18 protein-coding genes are annotated in these 18096 nt (G+C 72.3%); 8 read left to right on the top strand and 10 right to left on the bottom strand.

Annotated features, from left to right (window positions below; translation table 11 throughout):
* Nucleotides 1–42: 42 nt before the first annotated feature.
* A complete protein-coding gene (locus tag ABZ880_RS18570; RefSeq protein WP_361263637.1) occupies nt 43–864 on the bottom strand; it encodes a methyltransferase domain-containing protein in 822 nt (273 codons plus the stop codon).
* 99 nt (nt 865–963) lie between these two features.
* Nucleotides 964–2457: a phosphatase PAP2 family protein gene (locus ABZ880_RS18565; protein ID WP_361263634.1), complete on the bottom strand. Its 1494-nt coding sequence runs from the start codon at nt 2455–2457 to the stop codon at nt 964–966.
* Between the two features lie 70 nt (nt 2458–2527).
* On the opposite strand from ABZ880_RS18565, the gene ABZ880_RS18560 reads away from it, so the two are divergent.
* Together ABZ880_RS18560 and ABZ880_RS18555 are read left to right on the top strand one after the other, a co-directional pair.
* Nucleotides 2528–3184: a histidine phosphatase family protein gene (locus ABZ880_RS18560; protein WP_361263631.1), complete on the top strand. Its 657-nt coding sequence runs from the start codon at nt 2528–2530 to the stop codon at nt 3182–3184.
* A 42-nt stretch (nt 3185–3226) separates the two neighbouring features.
* The gene (locus ABZ880_RS18555; protein ID WP_361263628.1) at nt 3227–4846 is read left to right on the top strand and encodes an ATP-binding cassette domain-containing protein; all 1620 of its coding nucleotides are present in this window, start codon (nt 3227–3229) and stop codon (nt 4844–4846) included.
* A 51-nt stretch (nt 4847–4897) separates the two neighbouring features.
* Here ABZ880_RS18555 and ABZ880_RS18550 read toward each other — a convergent pair whose 3' ends face one another.
* The gene (locus ABZ880_RS18550; RefSeq protein WP_361263625.1) at nt 4898–6013 is read right to left on the bottom strand and encodes a Vms1/Ankzf1 family peptidyl-tRNA hydrolase; all 1116 of its coding nucleotides are present in this window, start codon (nt 6011–6013) and stop codon (nt 4898–4900) included.
* A 56-nt stretch (nt 6014–6069) separates the two neighbouring features.
* Here ABZ880_RS18550 and ABZ880_RS18545 point away from each other — a divergent pair, with 56 nt between their 5' ends.
* Nucleotides 6070–6348: a DUF6158 family protein gene (locus ABZ880_RS18545; RefSeq protein ID WP_361263622.1), complete on the top strand. Its 279-nt coding sequence runs from the start codon at nt 6070–6072 to the stop codon at nt 6346–6348.
* 10 nt (nt 6349–6358) lie between these two features.
* Here ABZ880_RS18545 and ABZ880_RS18540 read toward each other — a convergent pair whose 3' ends face one another.
* The 5 genes from ABZ880_RS18540 to ABZ880_RS18520 all read right to left on the bottom strand — a co-directional run bounded on the left by ABZ880_RS18540 (nt 6359) and on the right by ABZ880_RS18520 (nt 10553).
* On the bottom strand, nt 6359–8461 hold the full coding sequence (locus ABZ880_RS18540; protein WP_361263619.1) for a catalase: 2103 nt from the start codon (nt 8459–8461) through the stop codon (nt 6359–6361).
* On the bottom strand, nt 8461–9003 hold the full coding sequence (locus ABZ880_RS18535; protein WP_361263616.1) for a type 1 glutamine amidotransferase domain-containing protein: 543 nt from the start codon (nt 9001–9003) through the stop codon (nt 8461–8463). The genes ABZ880_RS18540 and ABZ880_RS18535 overlap by 1 nt, the downstream gene beginning before the upstream one ends.
* Nucleotides 9004–9009: 6 nt before the next feature.
* Nucleotides 9010–9666 (bottom strand): diguanylate cyclase, encoded by a 657-nt coding sequence (locus tag ABZ880_RS18530; RefSeq protein WP_361263613.1) that lies wholly within the window; start codon nt 9664–9666, stop codon nt 9010–9012.
* Nucleotides 9663–10094: a CBS domain-containing protein gene (locus ABZ880_RS18525; RefSeq protein WP_361263610.1), complete on the bottom strand. Its 432-nt coding sequence runs from the start codon at nt 10092–10094 to the stop codon at nt 9663–9665. The genes ABZ880_RS18530 and ABZ880_RS18525 overlap by 4 nt, the downstream gene beginning before the upstream one ends.
* A 66-nt stretch (nt 10095–10160) precedes the next feature.
* A complete protein-coding gene (locus tag ABZ880_RS18520) occupies nt 10161–10553 on the bottom strand; it encodes a DUF2795 domain-containing protein (protein ID WP_361263607.1) in 393 nt (130 codons plus the stop codon).
* 127 nt (nt 10554–10680) lie between these two features.
* Here ABZ880_RS18520 and ABZ880_RS18515 point away from each other — a divergent pair, with 127 nt between their 5' ends.
* Nucleotides 10681–10860, top strand: a complete 180-nt coding sequence (locus ABZ880_RS18515; protein WP_361263604.1) for a hypothetical protein — start codon at nt 10681–10683, stop codon at nt 10858–10860.
* A 112-nt stretch (nt 10861–10972) separates the two neighbouring features.
* Entirely contained in the window at nt 10973–12085 is a 1113-nt protein-coding gene (locus ABZ880_RS18510; RefSeq protein WP_361263601.1) for an ABC transporter substrate-binding protein, read from the top strand.
* Between the two features lie 30 nt (nt 12086–12115).
* Here the strand turns inward: ABZ880_RS18510 and ABZ880_RS18505 are convergent, their stop codons facing one another.
* Nucleotides 12116–13909, bottom strand: coding sequence for a thiamine pyrophosphate-requiring protein (locus tag ABZ880_RS18505; RefSeq protein WP_361263598.1), 1794 nt, complete (start codon nt 13907–13909; stop codon nt 12116–12118).
* Between the two features lie 247 nt (nt 13910–14156).
* Between ABZ880_RS18505 and ABZ880_RS18500 the strand changes: the two genes are divergently transcribed.
* Nucleotides 14157–14951, top strand: a complete 795-nt coding sequence (locus ABZ880_RS18500) for an RNA polymerase sigma factor SigF (protein WP_361263595.1) — start codon at nt 14157–14159, stop codon at nt 14949–14951.
* On the opposite strand, the gene ABZ880_RS18495 is transcribed toward ABZ880_RS18500, so the two are convergent.
* Nucleotides 14932–16065: a GAF domain-containing protein gene (locus ABZ880_RS18495; RefSeq protein WP_361263592.1), complete on the bottom strand. Its 1134-nt coding sequence runs from the start codon at nt 16063–16065 to the stop codon at nt 14932–14934. The genes ABZ880_RS18500 and ABZ880_RS18495 overlap by 20 nt on opposite strands.
* Before the next feature lie 86 nt (nt 16066–16151).
* On the opposite strand from ABZ880_RS18495, the gene ABZ880_RS18490 reads away from it, so the two are divergent.
* Together ABZ880_RS18490 and ABZ880_RS18485 are read left to right on the top strand one after the other, a co-directional pair.
* On the top strand, nt 16152–16868 hold the full coding sequence (locus tag ABZ880_RS18490; RefSeq protein WP_361263589.1) for an ANTAR domain-containing protein: 717 nt from the start codon (nt 16152–16154) through the stop codon (nt 16866–16868).
* 154 nt (nt 16869–17022) lie between these two features.
* Nucleotides 17023–17898, top strand: a complete 876-nt coding sequence (locus ABZ880_RS18485; protein WP_361263586.1) for a hypothetical protein — start codon at nt 17023–17025, stop codon at nt 17896–17898.
* The last annotated feature ends 198 nt before the right edge of the window (nt 17899–18096 follow it).

The following is an 18096-nucleotide window of genomic DNA, read 5'->3' as shown; positions in this document are numbered from 1 at the left end:
AATTGAACCTCCTGCTCGAACGGGTATCCCGGAAAAGGAGATTCAGGCGTCCTTTCGGCACAGAATCTCTCCGTGCAGCACGCTGAACCAGCCGTCCTCGCACGCTCCCCACTCCCGCCAGGCGTCCGACACGGCCCGCAGTTGCTCCGCCGTCGCGTGCCCGCCTTCGGTGGCCCGCTCCGCGTACGCCGACGCCAGCGTCCGGTCCGCCCACAGCCCGCTCCACCACGCCCGCTCCGCCGGCGTCGAGAAGGTCCAGGTGGCGGAGGTCGCCGTGATGTCGGTCAGCCCGGCCTGCAGCGCCCAGGACTTGAGCCGGCGTCCGGCGTCCGGCTCACCGCCGTTGGCGCGGGCCACCCGTCGGTACAGGTCCAGCCAGTCGTCCATGCCCTGGGACGCCGGATACCAGGTCATCGCCGCATAGTCCGAGTCGCGGACGGCGATGAACCCGTTCGGCCTGGCGACCCGCTTCATCTCCCGCAGCGCCTGCACCGGATCTCCGACGTGCTGCAGCACCTGATGGGCGTGGACCACGCAGAACGTGTCGTCCGGGTAGTCCAGGGCGTGCACGTCCGCGACCGCGAACTCGACGTTCCTCAGGCCCCGTTCGGCGGCCGTGGCCCGGGCCTGCGCCAGGATCCCCGGCGCGTGGTCGACGCCGGTGACCTGCCCGTCGGGGACCAGTTCCGCCAGGTCGGCGGTGATGGTGCCCGGGCCGCAGCCGATGTCCAGGATCTTCATGTGGGGCTTCAGTGAGCCGAGCAGATAGGCCGCGGAGTTGGCGGCGGTCCGCCAGGTGTGCGAGCGGAGCACCGACTCGTGGTGCCCGTGCGTGTAGACGGCCGTCTCCTGCGGTTTCGACATGACTGAACTCCCCTGTTCGACGCGTCGCCGGTACGAGTCACCGTACGCCCGCATGTCGAATGGTGAGACCTGCGTTTTGCAATGTGGACTGACTGGTCGTCAGGAAGAGGGCATCGGGCGGTACACCGTGAGCGCCTCGGGAAGCTTCTCCAGCGTGACCTCGCTGTCCACCTCGGTGACTTCGCCGTCGTAGGCGAGGAGCGTGCCCGGTTCGACGCCGGTCAGATGCAGCCGGTTGACCTGGACGGCGGCATGGGCGGGGGAGCGGGTCAGCGGTCCCGCGACGGCGGCGGCGAGCAGGCGCAGCGCGGGCCGGCGGCCGCCGTGCACCACCCGTACGTCGAACTGGCCGTCCGCGAGGTCGAGTCGGCGGCCCGGTGTCAGACCCATCCGGTGGTAGGTGCCGTTGCCGACGAACAGCAGCCACAGCGGCCTGGTCTGGCCGCGGAACTCGGCCTCCAGCGGATGCCGGTCGGCGCGCAAAACGCGCAGTGCCGCGAGCACTCCGGCCGGCCAGCCGCCGATCCGCTTCGACCAGCGGTCCCGCTCGAGCACCAGCTCCGGATAGACGCCCAGGGAGCAGGCGTTGAGGAAGACGCCCTGCTTGCCGTCGCAGGCGAAGCGGCCGACGTCGACCTTCACGCCCTCGCCCTGCTGGATCGCCCGGGTCAGATCGCGGGCGCCCTCCACGCCGAGGTCGTAGGCGAAGTGGTTGAGCGTGCCGCCGGGCAGGACCGCGAGGGGCACGTCGTGCCGCAGAGCGATCTCGGCGGCCGCGTTGACCGTGCCGTCGCCGCCGCACACGCCGAGCACCTGCGCACGGGCGGCCGCCTTCTCCAACTCGGCCCGTACGTCGGCCGGTTCACACGTGAGGACCTCGGCCCCGGGCAGACCGTCCTGCAGCGCGCGCACCCGGTCGGCGGTCCCCGAGGCGGTGTTCGCCACCACGATCAGCCCCGCGCCGTCGGGCAGCGCCGGGACGTCCGCGCGGGGCCGGGCCGGCGGAACGATCTGGGCGCGCGTCGGCACCATGCCCCGTACGGCGAACGCGGCGCCCACGCCCAGCGCCGCGCCCGCGAGCACATCGCTCGGGAAGTGGACGCCGGTGTAGACACGGGAGAGCGCGACCGACCAGGCGACCGGCGCGACCACCGCGCCCCAGGCCGGGGACTCCAGCGCCACACCGGCCGCGAACGCCGCCGCGGAGGCGGAGTGGCCGGACGGGAACGACGTGGTGATGGGCTGCCGCTTCAGCTGCCGCACCAGCGGCACCGGGTCCAGCACGGGCCTCGGGCGGCGCACCGAGCGCTTGCCGAGGGTGTTGATGGTCAGAGAGGCCAGGCTGAGCGAGGCGAGGCCGCGCGCGGCGGCCCGGCGGGCCCGCGGGGTGCGGCTCGCGGCCATCGCGGCCGCCGCGGCGAACCACAGCACACCGTGGTTCGCGCTCCTGCTCAGCCGCGGCAGCACCGGCTCGGCGGCCGGCCAGTTCCGCTCGGCGGCGAACTCGAAGAGACGGCCGTCGAGCGCGAGCAGCCTGCTGCGCAGCGGGTGGGGGCCGGGCTTCGGGAGAGTGAGGTCGACGTCTGGGCTCATACGGTGCCGGTTACCCTGAAGTGCCCGTTTCTTGTCGCGCGGGCCGTGATCGACACCCGGAGAGCCCTGTATGCGTCTGCTCCTCATACGCCACGGCCAGACCCCCTCGAACGTCGACTTCCTGCTCGACACCGCAATCCCGGGACCGGGCCTGACCGCACTCGGCGAGCAGCAGGCCGCCGCCCTGCCCGAGGCGCTCGCCGACGAGGACATCGAGGCCCTGTACGCCTCCACCCTCGTGCGCACCCAGCTCACCGCCGCCCCGCTGGCCGCCGCCCGCGGCCTCGACGTCCTGGTCCGGGACGGCATCCGCGAGCTCGAGGCGGGCGATCTGGAGATGCTGCCCGGGAACACCGAGCAGGGCGAGCTGTACATGAAGACGGTCTTCGCCTGGGCCGCCGGGGACACGGAGCTGAGGATGCCGGGCGGCGAGAGCGGCGCAGAGGCGCTCGCGCGCTACGACGCCGTCGTCGCCGAGGCCGCGGGCAGCGGCGCCGGTACGGTCGCGATGGTCAGCCACGGCGCGGCGATCCGCATGTGGACGGCGGCCCGCGCCGACAACGTGGACATTCCCTTCGCCGCCGCCCGCCCCCTGGACAACACCGGCGTGGTGATCCTGGAGGGCTCGCCCACGGACGGCTGGAAGGCGATCACCTGGGCGGGCGCGACGGTGGCCCCGGCCGGCGAGGGCGGACCCACCGGTCGCCCGCTCGACGAAGCGGGATAAGCGTTTGCCCGACCCTGCCGGCCACCCGCAGAATGCGGCCTCATGGGACATCTGGAAGCCGCACACCTCGAGTACTACCTCCCCGACGGGAGGGCGCTGCTCGGCGATGTGTCCTTCCGGGTGGGCGAAGGGGCCGCCGTGGCCCTCGTCGGACCCAACGGCGCCGGCAAGACGACCCTGCTGCGGCTGATCTCCGGCGAGCTGAAACCGCACGGGGGCACGGTCACCGTCAGTGGCGGCCTCGGTGTGATGCGGCAGTTCGTGGGGTCCGTACGGGACGAGACGACCGTACGGGACCTGCTGGTGTCGGTCGCGCCGCCCCGTATCCGGGAGGCGGCGAAGGCCGTCGACGAGGCCGAGCACGCCATCATGACCGTCGACGACGAGGCCGCCCAGCTGCAGTACGCGCAGGCGCTCGCCGACTGGGCCGAGGTGCGCGGCTACGAGGCGGAGACGCTGTGGGACATGTGCACCACGGCCGCGCTCGGGGTGCCGTACGAGAAGGCGCAGTTCCGGCAGGTGCGCACGCTGTCCGGGGGTGAGCAGAAGCGGCTGGTGCTGGAGGCGCTGCTGCGCGGCACCGACGAGGTGCTGCTGCTCGACGAGCCCGACAACTACCTCGACGTGCCCGGCAAGCGCTGGCTGGAGGAGCGGCTGAAGGAGACCCGCAAGACGGTCCTGTTCGTCTCCCACGACCGCGAACTCCTCGCCCGCGCCGCCGAGAAGATCGTCTCCGTGGAGCCCTCGCCCGCGGGCGCCGACGCCTGGGTGCACGGCGGCGGCTTCGCCACCTACCACGACGCCCGGCGGGAACGCTTCGCCCGCTTCGAGGAGTTGCGCCGCCGCTGGGACGAGAAGCACGCCCAGCTGAAGAAGCTGGTGCTGAACCTCCGTCAGGCGGCCTCGATCAGCCACGAGTTGGCCTCCCGCTACCAGGCCGCCCAGACCCGGCTGCGGAAGTTCGAGGAGGCGGGTCCGCCGCCGGAGCCGCCGCGGGAGCAGGACATCAAGATGCGGATCAAGGGTGGGCGTACCGGCGTAAGGGCCGTCACCTGCAAGGGACTCGAGCTCACCGGCCTGATGAAACCCTTCGACCTGGAGGTCTTCTACGGCGAACGCGTCGCCGTCCTCGGCTCCAACGGCTCCGGCAAGTCGCACTTCCTGCGGCTGCTGGCCGGCGAGGAGGTGGCGCACAGCGGGGAGTGGAAGCTCGGGGCGCGGGTCGTGCCCGGGCACTTCGCGCAGACGCACGCGCATCCCGAGCTGCAGGGCCGCAAGCTCCTCGACATCCTGTGGCAGGAGCACTCGCAGGACCGCGGTGCGGCGATGTCGCGGCTGCGCCGCTACGAGCTGACGAACCAGGCCGAGCAGACCTTCGACCGGCTCTCCGGCGGCCAGCAGGCCCGCTTCCAGATCCTGCTGCTGGAGCTGGAGGGCGTGACCGCCCTGCTGCTCGACGAGCCGACCGACAACCTCGACCTGGAGTCCGCCGAGGCGCTCCAGGAGGGTCTCGAGGCCTTCGACGGCACGGTGCTCGCGGTCACGCACGACCGCTGGTTCGCCCGCTCCTTCGACCGGTACCTGGTCTTCGGCAGCGACGGTCGCGTCCGCGAGACCACCGAGCCGGTGTGGGACGAGCGGCGCGTGGAGCGGGTGCGGTGACGACCGGCGGGCGAGGGCTCATGTACGGCCCGCCGGCCGCCGTTCATGGGGTCACGACCACCGCAGCAGGGCGCCCAGGCCGCCCGCCGGGATCTGGCCGCCGGTCGCCTCGGCCGCCGGTGCCACCGACAGGGCCGGGGCGCCCGTGGTCACCGCGGAGCGGATGAGGGCGTCGTCCGCGCGGGCCGGCCAGGAGTGCTGCTCGCCGAGGATCTTCAGGTCCGTGCGGCGCACCGCCAACTGGTCGGGGTCCTCGCCGATCCACACCTCGCGGTGGGCGTCGGGGGCGTCCGGGCGGATCAGCAGCTCGTCGATACGGTGCTCACGGGCGGCCTCGACCAGGGCCGGGACGCCCTCCACGGCCCCGGAGCGGCCCTCCGGGTCCGGTTCGCGGGCCGCCAGGAAGCGTCCCAGCTCCCGCTCGGCCCGCTGCCGTACATGCGCCGTTCGCGCCTGCTCGACGTCCTCGTCGAGGAGCCGGCTGCCGGTGCCGTGCGGGGCCTCGACCGCCAGGCCCTGGAGGTGCTTGGGCAGGCGCTCGTGCACGGACCGCCTCTCCCGGTCGTCACCCACCAGGATCAGCAGGTCGGCGCGGGTCTCCTCCTGGCAGCCGGCGAGCGCCTCGGCGATCTCGGCCGAGTTGTGCTCCCAGGTGTTCTCCACCTTGAGCTGGAAGTGCCGCTCCGACCAGTCCACCGTGCTCGTACGGTGCAGCGGCCACTGACGGCCGGTGACCGAGCCGGCGTCCTGCCGGCCCAGCGAGGTGCGCAGCTCGAAGCCCGCGCCCTTGCGGTCGATGTATGCCACCACGCAGACCGGATCCTCCCCGGCCAGCTCCAGCAGGGGCGCGGTGCGCGGCAGCGGCGCCCAGTGGGCGCTGTCCTGCTGCGGGGGCCGGGCCAGCGGCGGGTCGAGGATCACCTCGCCGGCCCTGGCGAACAGGGCCCGCCCGTTCGGCTCCGAGGAATGCTGCAGCTCGTCGAGGGCCTCCCGCACGGCCCGGCACGTCGCCTCGTCCGCGCCCTGCCGGTCCAGGTCGCGGGCGAGCGCCACAGCCGTGAGGTGCCGTTCGTGGGGCGTGTCCTCCGTGTGCCGGGAGGTGTCGACGTACACGGAGGCCCAGGGCCCCGGATGTTCGTAGAGTGGATGCAGAAAGGCGAGATCCATGGCTCCCTCCCGGATGCCGTTGGGGGTAGTGCTGACCGGGCGGGTACCCGGACCGCATGGACGAACACGACGAGCGGGGCACCACCATGACCGGAGTCGACCCAAGCCGGCTGGACGACCAGCAGCTCATGAAGGAGCTGGAGACGATCCACCGCACGCGCCACGACACCTTGCTGTACGGCTCGACCGACGCGCTGCGGGCCCACAACGATCGCATGGCCCAGCTGGAGGGCGAGTACCTGCGCCGCAACCCGCGGCGCATGGTGGCCGCGGGCCGCACCCGCGAAGGCGCCCGGGACCGCCGGTGCGGGGAGTCGGCGACTCCCCGCACCTGACGTGCTGCGCTCAGCGCCGCACCGGCGGCCGGTCCCAGTGCCGGTGCGCCGCGATCGCGGCGACGAACGTCCGCACGAACTCGGTGGCGGCCGGACCCGGTGACGTGTCCGTCACCACCCCCTGGTCCGCCACCACGCCCTGCGAACCGGTGGCCAGCCCGAGGCCCCGCGGCTCCAGGGCGGCCAGGACGCCCACGCCCGAGCCGAGCGCGCCCACCGGCTTGCCGTGCAGATAGGCGCTGCGGACGAAGCGCAGTGCGTCGGGGTCCTCGGCCACGGGCGGCGTCCCGGTCGGCCCGCCGGGCACCAGTACCGCGTCGTACAGCACCGATGCCACGGTCGGCAGCGCACGGTCGACCGCGTACGACTCACCGTCCGCGCCCTTCACCGTGCCGTCCGTCGGCGCCAGCGCCTCGACGATCGCGCCCTCGGCGGCCAGTGCCTCCCGTACGGAGGTCACCTGCTCGGCGTCCACTCCGTCGGTGACGAGGACCGCGATCTGCCGGGTACGGATCGAGCCGTCGCCGCGCTGCGACTCCAGGCTGAGCGCGGGGGAGTCCAGCTTGTGCGCGCTCTGCTGCACCGCCGGCTCCGGCACCCCGACGCCGCGCGCGACCTCGGCCGCCAACTCGGCGTCCACCTTGGCCAGTTGCTCCACCGTGCGGGCGCGGACCGTCCTCGCCCCGACCTTGCCGAGCTCGAACCGGAAGGCCGCGACGATGTGCTGCCGCTCCCAGTCGGCCATGCTGTGCAGGAACATCGCGGGCTGGCTGTAGTGGTCCTTGAAACTCTCGCTCCGCTTGCGGATCTTGGCGCCGTCGACCCGCTCCGCGTAGTGGGTGTACGCGTGCCCGTCGACGCCCGCGTGCGCGGGGCAGCCGCCGCCGAGGGAGTTCGGGAAGTAGTTCGTGCCCTGGTGGATCGCGCTCTGGTGGTAGCCGTCGCGCTGGTTGGTCCGTACGGGCGCGATCGGCCGGTTGACCGGGATCTGGGTGAAGTTGGGGCCGCCCAGGCGGATCAACTGCGTGTCCAGGTAGGAGAAGTTGCGGGCCTGCAGCAGCGGGTCGTTGGTGAAGTCGATGCCGGGGACGACGTTTCCGGTGTGGAAGGCGACCTGCTCGGTCTCCGCGAAGAAGTTCTCCGGGTTGCGGTTCAGCACCATCCGGCCGATCGGCCGCACCGGCACCTGCTCCTCCGGAATGATCTTCGTCGCGTCCAGCAGATCGAAGTCGAACGCGAACTCGTCCTCCTCCGGCACGAGTTGGACGCCCAGCTCCCACTCCGGGTACTCGCCCGCCTCGATCGCATTCCACAGATCGCGCCGGTTGAAGTCCGGGTCGCGGCCCTGGCACTCCTGCGCCTCGTCCCACACCAGCGAGTGCACGCCCAGCTTCGGCTTCCAGTGGAACTTCACGAAGGTGCCGCGCCCCTCGGCGTTCACGAACCGGAAGGTGTGCACGCCGAAGCCCTGCATCATGCGGTAACTGCGCGGGATCGCCCGGTCCGACATCAGCCACATGATCGCGTGCAGCGTCTCCGGCTGCAGCGACACGAAGTCCCACAGGGTGTCGTGCGCGGACGCGCCGGTGGGGATCTCGTTGTGCGGCTCCGGTTTCACCGCGTGCACGAAGTCCGGGAACTTGATGCCGTCCTGGATGAAGAAGACGGGGAAGTTGTTGCCGACGAGGTCGTAATTGCCCTCGGACGTATAGAACTTGGTCGCGAAGCCGCGTACGTCCCGCACGGTGTCCGCCGAGCCGCGCGGCCCCTGGACGGTCGAGAACCTGACGAAGACCTCCGTCTGCACGGACGGGTCCTGCAGGAAGGCCGCACGGGTGAACTCGGCGCAGGACTCGTACGGTTCGAAGAAGCCGTACGCACCCGCGCCCCGCGCGTGCACCACCCTCTCCGGGATCCGCTCGTGGTCGAAGTGGGTGAGCTTCTCCCGGAAGTGGAAGTCCTCCATCAGGGTCGGGCCGCGCTCGCCTGCGGCCAGCGAGTCGTCGGTGTGGTCGACCTCCACACCCTGGTCGGTGGTGAGCGGACCGCCCGCCGGGTCGTCGGCGTGGAAGGAGTCGCGCTGCAGCCGCTTGCGCTCTGCCGGGGATCCCATCAGCCCGCCCCCTCGGAGATCACATGCAGGAACGCGTCGCAGAACGCCTTCAGGTCTTTCGGCTTGCGGCTGGTGATCAGCTTGTTCGGGCCGTTGTCGTCGATCTTCACCTGCTCGTCGACCCAAGTGCCGCCCGCATTGCGGATGTCGGTCTGCAGGCTCGGCCACGAGGTGAGGGTGCGGCCCCGTACGACATCCGCCTCGACCAGCGTCCACGGGGCGTGGCAGATCGCGGCGACCGGCCTGCCCTGCTCGAAGAAGTCCCGTACGAACGCCACCGCCTTCTGGTCCATACGCAGGAAGTCGGGGTTGGCCACACCGCCCGGCAGGACCAGCCCGCCGAAGGCACCGGCCGCGACGTCGCCGACCACCTCGTCCACGGGGAAGGTGTCCGCCTTGTCGAGATGGTGGAAAGCCTGGATCTCACCCGACTTGGTCGACACCAGCACGGGCTCGTGGCCGGCGTCCTTCACGGCCTGCCACGGATCGGTCAGCTCGATCTGCTCGACGCCCTCGGGTGCGGTCAGGAATGCGATACGCATGATGGTTCAACGTCCTTTCGGCGCATGCCAGTCGGCCTCGTCGGCCGTGGCGCGCTTCTTGTTGCGGCGGCCCGCACGGACACAGCGCACGAGTTCCTCGCCGTACGGCAGCGCCACACAGGTGCCGATCGCGGCGGCGATGCCGGCGAGATAGCCGGGGGACAGCGGGCGGCGGCGCGGCACCAGCCGCCAGGCGTCCCTGTGGCCGCGGCCCCCGCGCAGCAGTGCCCCGACCTGGTCGGCGTGCAGGCACATCAGCGCGGACAGGGCCCCGAACGGCAGCGACTCCAGGAAGCTGTGGATGTGCTGCTCCAGCGGCGTGACCTCGCGGTCGCTCCTGACCGCCGTACGCACGTCCCACAGCGCGGTCGCCTCGTGCACCGCGGCGCCCCCCAACTGCACTGTAAGGAGAAGGGGGTTGACCTCGTAGCGCAGGGTCAGCGCGATGGGGATGCCGACCTCGGCCATCATCAGCGAGTGGATCAGCGTTTCCTTGGTGCCCGCCGTGTCCTCGATGCGGCTGCGGCGGTGCATCACCCAGTCGGCGAGACCGGGTACGAACCAGCTCGGCAGCAGCCCGTACAGGAGATAGCGGGTGGTCATGTCGCCGACGTCGACCCTGACGCCAGCGGCACTGATCTCGGCGGCCTGGTCCCGGCTCATAAGGCGCCCCGGCCGCCGGGCTCGGCCCGGCTGATCTCGGCGAGCGCCGAGTCCGGGTCCTGTGCCCCGGCCAGGTCGCCGAGGCTGACGATCCCGACCGGCAGCCCGTCCTCGACGACCGGCAGCCGGCGCACGGCATGCGCCCGCATCAGCGCGACGGCGGCCTGGACGGGGTCGTCCGGGGCGACGAGCACCGGATCGGGCGTGCACACGGACTGCGCGCTCACCGTCAGCGGATCGGCGCCCTCGGCCACCGCACGCACGGTGATGTCACGGTCGGTGAGCACGCCGACGACCTGCTGCCCGTCGGCCACCAGCACATCCCCGATGTCCTGCGCGCGCATCAACTGCGCCGCCTCGACGAGTGACGCGTCCGGACGGACGGCGACCACGCCCGGCGTCATGACCTCCCTGACGAAATCAGCCATCACAGTGGGCCTTCCTCCGTTCCCCGGCCGATGGACGTCCCGCGGCCGGCCGACTTTGACGATTTCCTACGGCCGTTGCTGCCGGCCTTCGCCCACGAGGGCCTCCGCCAGTTCCTGGACCGTGTGGTAGCGGGCCGTGCGCGGCAGGCGCTCCACCGGTTCCAGCAGGGCGTCCGGGGCGTAGGCGCGGCGCAGGGCGCGGCCCAGTTCGCGGGGACCCGCGGGGAACGTGTGGCGGTTGAGGTGGCGGGCCAGTTCCGTGCGGATCGCCGCCACCGTGGCCCGGGAACGCCCGGGGGTGATCGGGCCGCCCGCGACCTCGGGGTCGTCGTCGGCGGTGGGTTCGGGGTCGTGCCACTCCTCGGTCCGCGTGGGGTGCCCGGACCGGAGCAGACCCTTCAGTTCGTGCTTCATCTCCTCGTCACGGTGGACGCTCAGCCGGTCACTTCCTCGCTGCATGACTCCCTCCAGATCTTCGGGGGTGGGCACCGCGTACCCGAAGACCGGAGGCCGACACAGGGTTTGCAGAGCGAACGGCGGGAGACCCGAAGTCCACCCCCACGCACATCCCGGGGAGGGAACGGCCATGGCAGTACTCGCTGTGCTCATCCCGCTCCTCATGCTCGGCGTAGTGCTGGCACTGGGCCGCTACGAGGAGCTGCTGCTGCCCGCAAAGAAGGCCGACCCGAGCGAAGACGCCCTGGCCGGCCCGGCGACGGTGCCACTCACGATCCTGCGGAGCCCGGACCCGGGCCCGAAAGGGTGACACCCCCGTCGGCTGACGGCCACGGGACGGGGTGCCGAAGCCGGGCGTTCTCGGCTCGGCTACCCTCGGCCGGCGAACGGCAACCGAGTCGCCACGGGGGAGACGCCGACGCATGGATACGCCGCCATCGGCACCTGGAGCGGTGCCAACCGACGGATCAGCAGTCCGGATCGGTGCTCTCGTTCCGCTGACCCGGCCCGGCTGGGTCGCGGCGGGACGGCACCTGCTCGCCGGACTCGAGCTGGCCGTCCGCGAGGTCAATGACGCCGGCGGAATCGCCGGGAGACCCCTCGAGCTGGTGGTCCGGGACACCGCGGCCGATCCCCTGCGGGCCGCGGCGGCCGTGGACGAATTGGCTCACCTGGGCGTGGCCGCCCTGGCGGGGGAGTATCACAGCGTCGTCGCCCGCGCCGTCGCCGCCCGGGCCGACGCCCTCGGCCTGCCGTACCTCTGCTCGTCGGCGGTGCTCGACGCGCTCACCGAACAGCCGACGCAGTGGGTCGCGCGCCTCTGCCCGCCGCAGTCCCGCGGCTGGCAGATCTACGCGGACTTCCTCCTCGGCGCGGGCCACAGCCGTATCGCCGTGGCGGCCCAGCCGAGTGTCTACTGGGCATCCGGGACCCGCATTCTGCGGGACCACCTCGCTCCCCGCGGCGGCACCGTCAGCGAGCTCGACATGAACGCGCTCACCCCCGCGGCCGTGTGCGACGCACTCGTCGACCATCGCGCGACAGCCCTCCTGCTGCTGGTCGGCCACCCGGAGCCGGCCGTACCGATCGTCAGGACCGTCCGCCGCGACCGGCGCCTCACCGAGATCATGATCGGCGCTCCGGCCGGGCAGCCGGAGTTCGCCGAATGGGCGACGCTGCTGGGCGAGGACGGCGCCGGGGTCCCGTTCCTGCGCTACCTGCCCGAACGCCTCTGTCCACTCGGTGCACGAGTCGAGGCGGCCCTCCGCGAGCGGCTCGCCGAGGCGCCCTCCTTCGTGGCCTTCGAGGGCTACGACACGGTCGCCGTCCTCGCCGAGGCGCTGCGTACTCACGGCACGGACCGGGCGCGCATCGCCGAATCCTGGCCGCGCGTCGCCGTCGAAGGCACTCGCGGGCAGATCCGGTTCTCCCGCACGCCCGGCCTCGGCGTCTGGCAGTGGGCGGGGACACCGGTCCAAGTCGTCGATCGAGACCCGGCGGAACCGGCCCGCTTCCGGATCCGCCACACCGGCTGAGAGAACGCGTCAACGGCCGTACCCCACCGGCTACTTCTTCTCCCGCCCCGGCAGGAACTCCTGCACCTTCGCCTTCAGCCCCTGCTTGACCATGGACCCGCGGTCCGCGTCGCCCTTGAGGATCGACGCGGCCGTCGCCTCCATCTGCTCCCACGTGGCGTGCGGCGGGATCGGCGGGACCGCAGGGTCGGTGAGGAACTCGATCACCGCGGGACCGTCCGCCTCCAGGCCGGCCCGCCAGCCCGCCTCGACGTCCTCCGGCTTCTCCACCCGGATCCCGGTCAGGCCCAGCGACCGCGCGAACGCGGCGTACTGCACGTCCGGGATCTGTTGCGAGGGCAGGAAGGACGGGGCGCCCTCCATGGCCCGCATCTCCCACGTCACCTGGTTGAGGTCGTGGTTGTTGAACACGCCCACGACCAGCCGCGGATCCTCCCACAGATCCCGGTACTTGGCCGCCGTGATCAGCTCCGCCAGGCCGTTCATCTGCATCGCGCCGTCCCCGACCAGTGCGATCGCCGGCCGGTCCGGATGCGCGAACTTCGCACCGATCGCGTACGGCACCCCGCAGCCCATCGTCGCGAGCGTGCCGGAGAGCGAGGAGCGCATGCCGGGCTTCAACGTCAGGTGCCGCGCGTACCAGTTGGCCGCCGAGCCCGAGTCGGAGCTGACGATCGCGTCGGCCGGCAGCAGCGGGTCCAGGGCACGGACCACGTACTCCGGGTTGATCGGGTCGGCCGACAACTGCGCCCGCCGCTCCATCACCTCGCGCCAGCGCCGCACGTTGTCGCACACCGTGTCGTACCACTCGGGCCCGCGGTCCCCGCCGATCAGCGGGATGAGCCGCTCCAGCGTCGCCTTCGCGTCGCCGACGAGATTCACCTCGTACGGATAACGCATCCCGACCATGTGCGGGTCGATGTCGATCTGCACGCCGCGCGCCTTGCCGAAGTCCGGCAGGAACTGCGTGTAGGGGAAGGACGATCCGATGGTCAGCAGGGTGTCGCAGTCCCGCATGAGTTCGTACGACGGACGGGTGCCCAGCAGGCCTATCGAGCCGGTGACATAAGGGAGTTCGTCGCTGAGGACGTCCTTGCCGAGGAGGGCCTTGGCCACGCCCGCCTTGAGCAGTCCGGCGATCCGCTCCACCTCGGCGCGAGCGCCCGCGGCGCCCTGGCCGACCAGAATCGCCACCTTGTCACCGGAGTTGAGGATCTCCGCCGCCCGCTCGATCGACTCCTCGGACGGGATCGCCGTCCAGGAGCTGAGGTCCAGGCTGGAGGGCACCATCTTGAACTCGTGCGTGGGCGGCGAGTAGTCGAGTTCCTGCACGTCGCCGGGGATGATGATCGCCGTCGGGCAGCGGCGGGCGTAGGCCGTGCGGATCGCGCGGTCGATGACGTTCGGCAGCTGCTCGGGCACCGTCACGGTCTCCACGAAGTCCGAGGCGACGTCCTTGAACAGGGTGTGCAGGTCCACCTCCTGCTGGTACGAACCGCCCATCGCCGTGCGGTGCGTCTGGCCGACGATCGCCAGCACCGGCACATGGTCGAGCTTGGCGTCGTACAGACCGTTGAGCAGATGGATCGCGCCCGGCCCCGAGGTGGCCGCGCACACTCCGAGGCGGCCGCTGAACTTGGCGTAACCGACCGCCTCGAACGCGGACATCTCCTCGTGCCGGGACTGCACGAAACGGGGCTGGTTCTCGGCCCGGCCCCAGGCCGCGAGCAGGCCGTTGATGCCGTCGCCGGGATAGCCGAAGACGTGCTCCACACCCCACTCCCGCAGCCGCTGCAGGACGTGGTCGGAGACCTTGGTGCTCATCGGGGACCTCCCGGAGGTGTGGGGCATGGACAGCACGGTCTTCGAGTCACCGCGCGGACCGACGGGAAACCTGGGCGGGTGTTTGCGGCCCAGGCGCGCGGGCAGGCGCAAGTCCAGTGCTTCGGACAGGAGGCACGTCCGTGGGATCGGCCTTGCGCCGCCCCGGCCGCGCCTGTCCCGAACGCGCGGCCTCCCTCCCACGGTGACCGTCCAACCCAGAGCACCTTCAAGGGAGTTGCGACGCACCATGCCCACCACAGTGAGCGCGAAGCACCACCCGCACGACGACGCCCCCGACACCGCCGAAGCCTTCCGCAAGCTCGCCGCCCTCCCCGACGGACACCAGCGCGACACACTGCGCGAGCAGGTCGTCGAGGCCTGGCTGCCGATGGCCGACCGGCTCGCCGGTCGCTTCCGCAGCCGCGGCGAGAGCTTCGAGGACCTGCGCCAGGTCGCGGCCCTCGGACTGGTCAAGGCCGTCGACCGGTACGACCCCGCACGCGGCAACGCCTTCGAGAGCTACGCCGTGCCCACCATCACCGGCGAGATCAAGCGGCACTTCCGTGACCACATGTGGACGCTGCACGTGCCGCGCCGGGTCCAGGACCTGCGCAACCGCGTCCGGTTCGCCAGTCAGGACCTCTCCCAGACCATCCCGGGCCGCAGGCCCACCGTCGCTGAGATCGCCGAGCACGCGAACATGAGCGAGGAGGACGTGCTGGTCGGCCTGGAGGCGCTGGAGAGCTTCACCGCCCTCTCGCTCGACGCCGAACTGCCCGGCAGCGAGGACGGCTACTCCCTCAGCGACGCCCTCGGCTCGGCCGACCCCGCGCTGGACACCGTCGTGGACCGCGAGGCCGTCAAGCCCCGGCTGGCCGCGCTGCCGGAGCGGGAGCGGGCCATCCTGTACATGCGGTTCTTCGGCGACATGACGCAGAGCCGGATCGCCGAGCAGCTCGGGATCTCCCAGATGCATGTGTCGCGGCTGATCAGCCGCTGCTGCACCCGGATGCGGGAGCAGGTCATGCAGGAGGTCGCATAGGGCCCATGGCCAGCGCGACGTGGCGGGAGAGCATGTCCATCGCCTGCGCCTCCGCCATCGAGAACGCCAGCCGGGGCCCGCAGCGGAACAGCGTGAGCACCCCGTGAACGGCGCCCCCGTCCTGCAGAGGCACGCACAGCAGTGAGGTGACGTTCGCCTGTACGAGGACGGGGGCGCCCGTCGTGTCCCGGCCGAAGGCGTCCGGGTCCGGCGGACGGATCTGCAGCACCGGGGATCCGGTCCGCGCCGTCTCGACGACGAGGGGGCACGCGGCCGGATCCTGTGCTTCGAGTACGGCCGCCTCCTTGTCCGAGGGGGCGAGTACGGCCGTACGGGACAGGTGTCCCGCTTCACCCGCCGTTCCCGCGTCGGCGACCACCCAGTCGGCGAACCTGCCGTGCAGCGCCCGTGCCGCCGCCTGCAGAGCGGGCTCACGGCCCGCGCTGAGCAGGGTCGTGGTCATCGCGTCCATCAGGTCCATCAGGGACGCGTGCCGGGTCGCCTCGGCGAGGTCGGGGGCCTGGCCCGTCGGCGGGTCCGCCGGTGCGGGGCTGCCGAGGCCGCCGGGCTGCAGGACCACCAGGACCGTCGTGCGCGGTTCGCCGCTCGGCTGCACGGCCGCCAGCGTGGCGTGCACCGGGACCGAAGGGCGCTGCTGGAGACGGACGGTGAGGCTGCGGTCGCCCTCGCCGCGGGCCACGGCCGCGGCCTGGGAGCGGAACGCGGCCCGGTCGGCGTGGGCGAGCAGACCGGTCAGCGGACGGCCCGTCGCATAGCCGGCCCGGACGCCGGTGAAGGCGGTCGCCGCGCCGTTCAGCCGCCGTACCACCGTCTCCTTGTCGACCAGGGCGACCGGGAGCGGCAGGCGCTGGAACACGGTGCGCAGCAGGTGCTGTTCCTGGCGGTCCGCGGAAGCGCCGGAACGGCGCGTGCCGGATGCGGAGAGCCGCTCGTACCAGGGCAGCAACTGGCCCACCACATGGTCGAGTTCGAAGATCGCCGCGTCCAGCACGGTGGGCAGCTCGCCGCCCGACACGCTTCGTGCGGCCTTGAGTTCAGCGATGCGGCGCTCGAAGTCCGCGAGTTCTTCACCGAATTCGTCCGTCTCGGTCATGCCAAGAACCTAGCGCCCCTCGCTCTGACGTCCGCTGTTTTCGGTCCGGGTCAGCGGGCAGGTGCGGGGGAGAGAAGGAGGACTGCATGTCGGACACGGGGCGTACCCGCCGCTGGGGAGCGGAGTCTGCCGAGTCCGCCCTTCCCGGGCGGAGACTGTCGGAACTGGCCGAGCAGGCCGTGCGCTGCACGGCCGACTGCTGCGGTGCGAGCAGCATGGTCACCGACGTAGGGCCGGAGCGGCCCGCCGCCGTCACCCACCCCGATCTCGCCGCGCTCGTCGCCGTGCAGCTGCGCTCGGGCGACGGGCCCATCCCGGCCGCCCTGGAACGCGGCGAGCCCGCCCGCTCCCCGGACCTGCTGCGCGACGAACGCTGGCCGGAGTACCGCGCCCTGGCACTCGACTCGGGGGTGCGCTCCAGCGTGACGCTGCCCTTCCGGCGCTCCGGGCTGACGGTCACCCTCAGCCTGTACGGCTTCCGGCCCGGCACCCTGCAGGACGTCCCGCACGGGCCCGCCCGGGCGCTCGGCGACTTCGCCGTGACCTGTCTGGTCCGCGACCGCTCCTACCGCGCCGCCCTCACCGAACTCGACCAGCTGGGCACCGCTCTGCGCTCCCGTCCCGTCGTCGACCAGGCCTGCGGCATCGTCATGCACGTCCTGGCCTGCGACGCCGACGCCGCGTTCGACGTACTGCGCCGCATCTCCCAGGGCAGCAACCGGAGGCTGTCCGACGTGGCGTCGGCGGTGGTGGAGCGGCGGGGGCGGGGCCTGGAGCGGGATCTGGCCGCGCTGCGGAACTGACGTCCGGGCAACGGGTCCGATGTGTCACCCGCTCGGCCGGTTCCGTCCCGCGAATGGGGTCCGGCCGCGCGCGCCTCGCCGCCGTGCGGGCTGTGATGGGCTATGGGGCACGACCTGAGTGCTCCTGAAGTCGCCGGTCGAAGGAGCCCTTCCCATGCGTCGCACCGCCAGTGTCCTGTCCGTCGCGGCTCTGGCCAGTGCCATGGCCGGCTTCGCCGCCTCGGCCGCCTTCGCGGACCCGGTCGCGGAGGTCAGCCCGAGCACGGGTTCTCCGGGCGGCAGCGTCACCGTCTCGGTCTCCTGCGAGTCCACCGGCGGCAAGGCCCCCGACACCATCGACGCCACCTCGCAGGCCTTCGACGAGGGCACCGTCCAGCTGCAACGGGTCCCCGGCAACGACGGCAAGGCCGCCGGCACCGCGTACCGGGGCACCGCCCGCATCGCCTCCGCCGCGGACCTCGAGGGCGCCGGCCCCGGGCACGTCGGCCCGGAGGTCGGGGGCTCCGAGAGCGGCGGCCTGGAGGACAGCGGCCCCGAGCACGCCGGCGAGGGCGAAGCTCCTGAGGGCGGCGGCCCCCAGAGCGTCGGTCCCGACGACATCGGCCCCGAGACCGTCCCCGACTACGGCGGCACCGAGCACGGCGCCCCCGAGGACGCCGGCCCCGCCGCGGTGGACGGGAACTCCGTGTGGACCGTCGAGGGCGACTGCCCGGCGGCGCACGGCGGGAAGGGCAAGCCGTGGAGCGCCACGTTCCACGTCGCCCGCGGCGACGGTGCCGGCAGCACCAAGCCGTGCGGCCAGTCGCACGCCGGCTCCTGCGACCACGAGCGGCCCTGCACCGAGCAGCACGAGGACTCCTGCGGCGGCGGTGCGGTCCAGCACGGGGTGGAGGCCGGAGCGGGTGGTGCCTTCACCGACTCCGTGCCCGCCCTGGTCGCCGGCGGCGCCCTGATCGCGGCCGCGCTGGGCGGCGCCGGGTACCGGCTGTGGCTCCGGCGCTCCGCCACGGGCGGCCGCACCGCCGTGTGACGGGCGCAACCGAACGGACGGCCATGGGGTGGCGGCACCCTGGGTACTCAGAGCCCGAGGGCACGCCCCGCACCGTACGAACCAACCGACACCACGCGCGGAAGGCGAACCCGCGACCGACGGAACACGGAGTGCGAGGACGGCGGAAGACGGCGAGGGTCCGACGGCTGGGCCCTGTCGTTTGGATCAGGTCGGCTG

It is taken from the genome of Streptomyces sp. NPDC047043 (assembly GCF_040644055.1).
GTDB lineage: Bacteria > Actinomycetota > Actinomycetes > Streptomycetales > Streptomycetaceae > Streptomyces.
This window is presented reverse-complemented; position numbering and strand designations above follow the sequence as displayed.

What these genes read in the sequence shown, in the direction of transcription:
- ABZ880_RS18570 (WP_361263637.1), bottom strand. Translation starts at nt 864, where the DNA reads ATGTCGAAACCGCAGGAGACGGCCGTCTACACGCACGGGCACCACGAG.
- ABZ880_RS18565 (WP_361263634.1), bottom strand. Translation starts at nt 2,457, where the DNA reads ATGAGCCCAGACGTCGACCTCACTCTCCCGAAGCCCGGCCCCCACCCG.
- ABZ880_RS18560 (WP_361263631.1), top strand. Translation starts at nt 2,528, where the DNA reads ATGCGTCTGCTCCTCATACGCCACGGCCAGACCCCCTCGAACGTCGAC.
- ABZ880_RS18555 (WP_361263628.1), top strand. Translation starts at nt 3,227, where the DNA reads ATGGGACATCTGGAAGCCGCACACCTCGAGTACTACCTCCCCGACGGG.
- ABZ880_RS18550 (WP_361263625.1), bottom strand. Translation starts at nt 6,013, where the DNA reads ATGGATCTCGCCTTTCTGCATCCACTCTACGAACATCCGGGGCCCTGG.
- ABZ880_RS18545 (WP_361263622.1), top strand. Translation starts at nt 6,070, where the DNA reads ATGGACGAACACGACGAGCGGGGCACCACCATGACCGGAGTCGACCCA.
- ABZ880_RS18540 (WP_361263619.1), bottom strand. Translation starts at nt 8,461, where the DNA reads ATGGGATCCCCGGCAGAGCGCAAGCGGCTGCAGCGCGACTCCTTCCAC.
- ABZ880_RS18535 (WP_361263616.1), bottom strand. Translation starts at nt 9,003, where the DNA reads ATGCGTATCGCATTCCTGACCGCACCCGAGGGCGTCGAGCAGATCGAG.
- ABZ880_RS18530 (WP_361263613.1), bottom strand. Translation starts at nt 9,666, where the DNA reads ATGAGCCGGGACCAGGCCGCCGAGATCAGTGCCGCTGGCGTCAGGGTC.
- ABZ880_RS18525 (WP_361263610.1), bottom strand. Translation starts at nt 10,094, where the DNA reads ATGGCTGATTTCGTCAGGGAGGTCATGACGCCGGGCGTGGTCGCCGTC.
- ABZ880_RS18520 (WP_361263607.1), bottom strand. Translation starts at nt 10,553, where the DNA reads ATGCAGCGAGGAAGTGACCGGCTGAGCGTCCACCGTGACGAGGAGATG.
- ABZ880_RS18515 (WP_361263604.1), top strand. Translation starts at nt 10,681, where the DNA reads ATGGCAGTACTCGCTGTGCTCATCCCGCTCCTCATGCTCGGCGTAGTG.
- ABZ880_RS18510 (WP_361263601.1), top strand. Translation starts at nt 10,973, where the DNA reads ATGGATACGCCGCCATCGGCACCTGGAGCGGTGCCAACCGACGGATCA.
- ABZ880_RS18505 (WP_361263598.1), bottom strand. Translation starts at nt 13,909, where the DNA reads ATGAGCACCAAGGTCTCCGACCACGTCCTGCAGCGGCTGCGGGAGTGG.
- ABZ880_RS18500 (WP_361263595.1), top strand. Translation starts at nt 14,157, where the DNA reads ATGCCCACCACAGTGAGCGCGAAGCACCACCCGCACGACGACGCCCCC.
- ABZ880_RS18495 (WP_361263592.1), bottom strand. Translation starts at nt 16,065, where the DNA reads ATGACCGAGACGGACGAATTCGGTGAAGAACTCGCGGACTTCGAGCGC.
- ABZ880_RS18490 (WP_361263589.1), top strand. Translation starts at nt 16,152, where the DNA reads ATGTCGGACACGGGGCGTACCCGCCGCTGGGGAGCGGAGTCTGCCGAG.
- ABZ880_RS18485 (WP_361263586.1), top strand. Translation starts at nt 17,023, where the DNA reads ATGCGTCGCACCGCCAGTGTCCTGTCCGTCGCGGCTCTGGCCAGTGCC.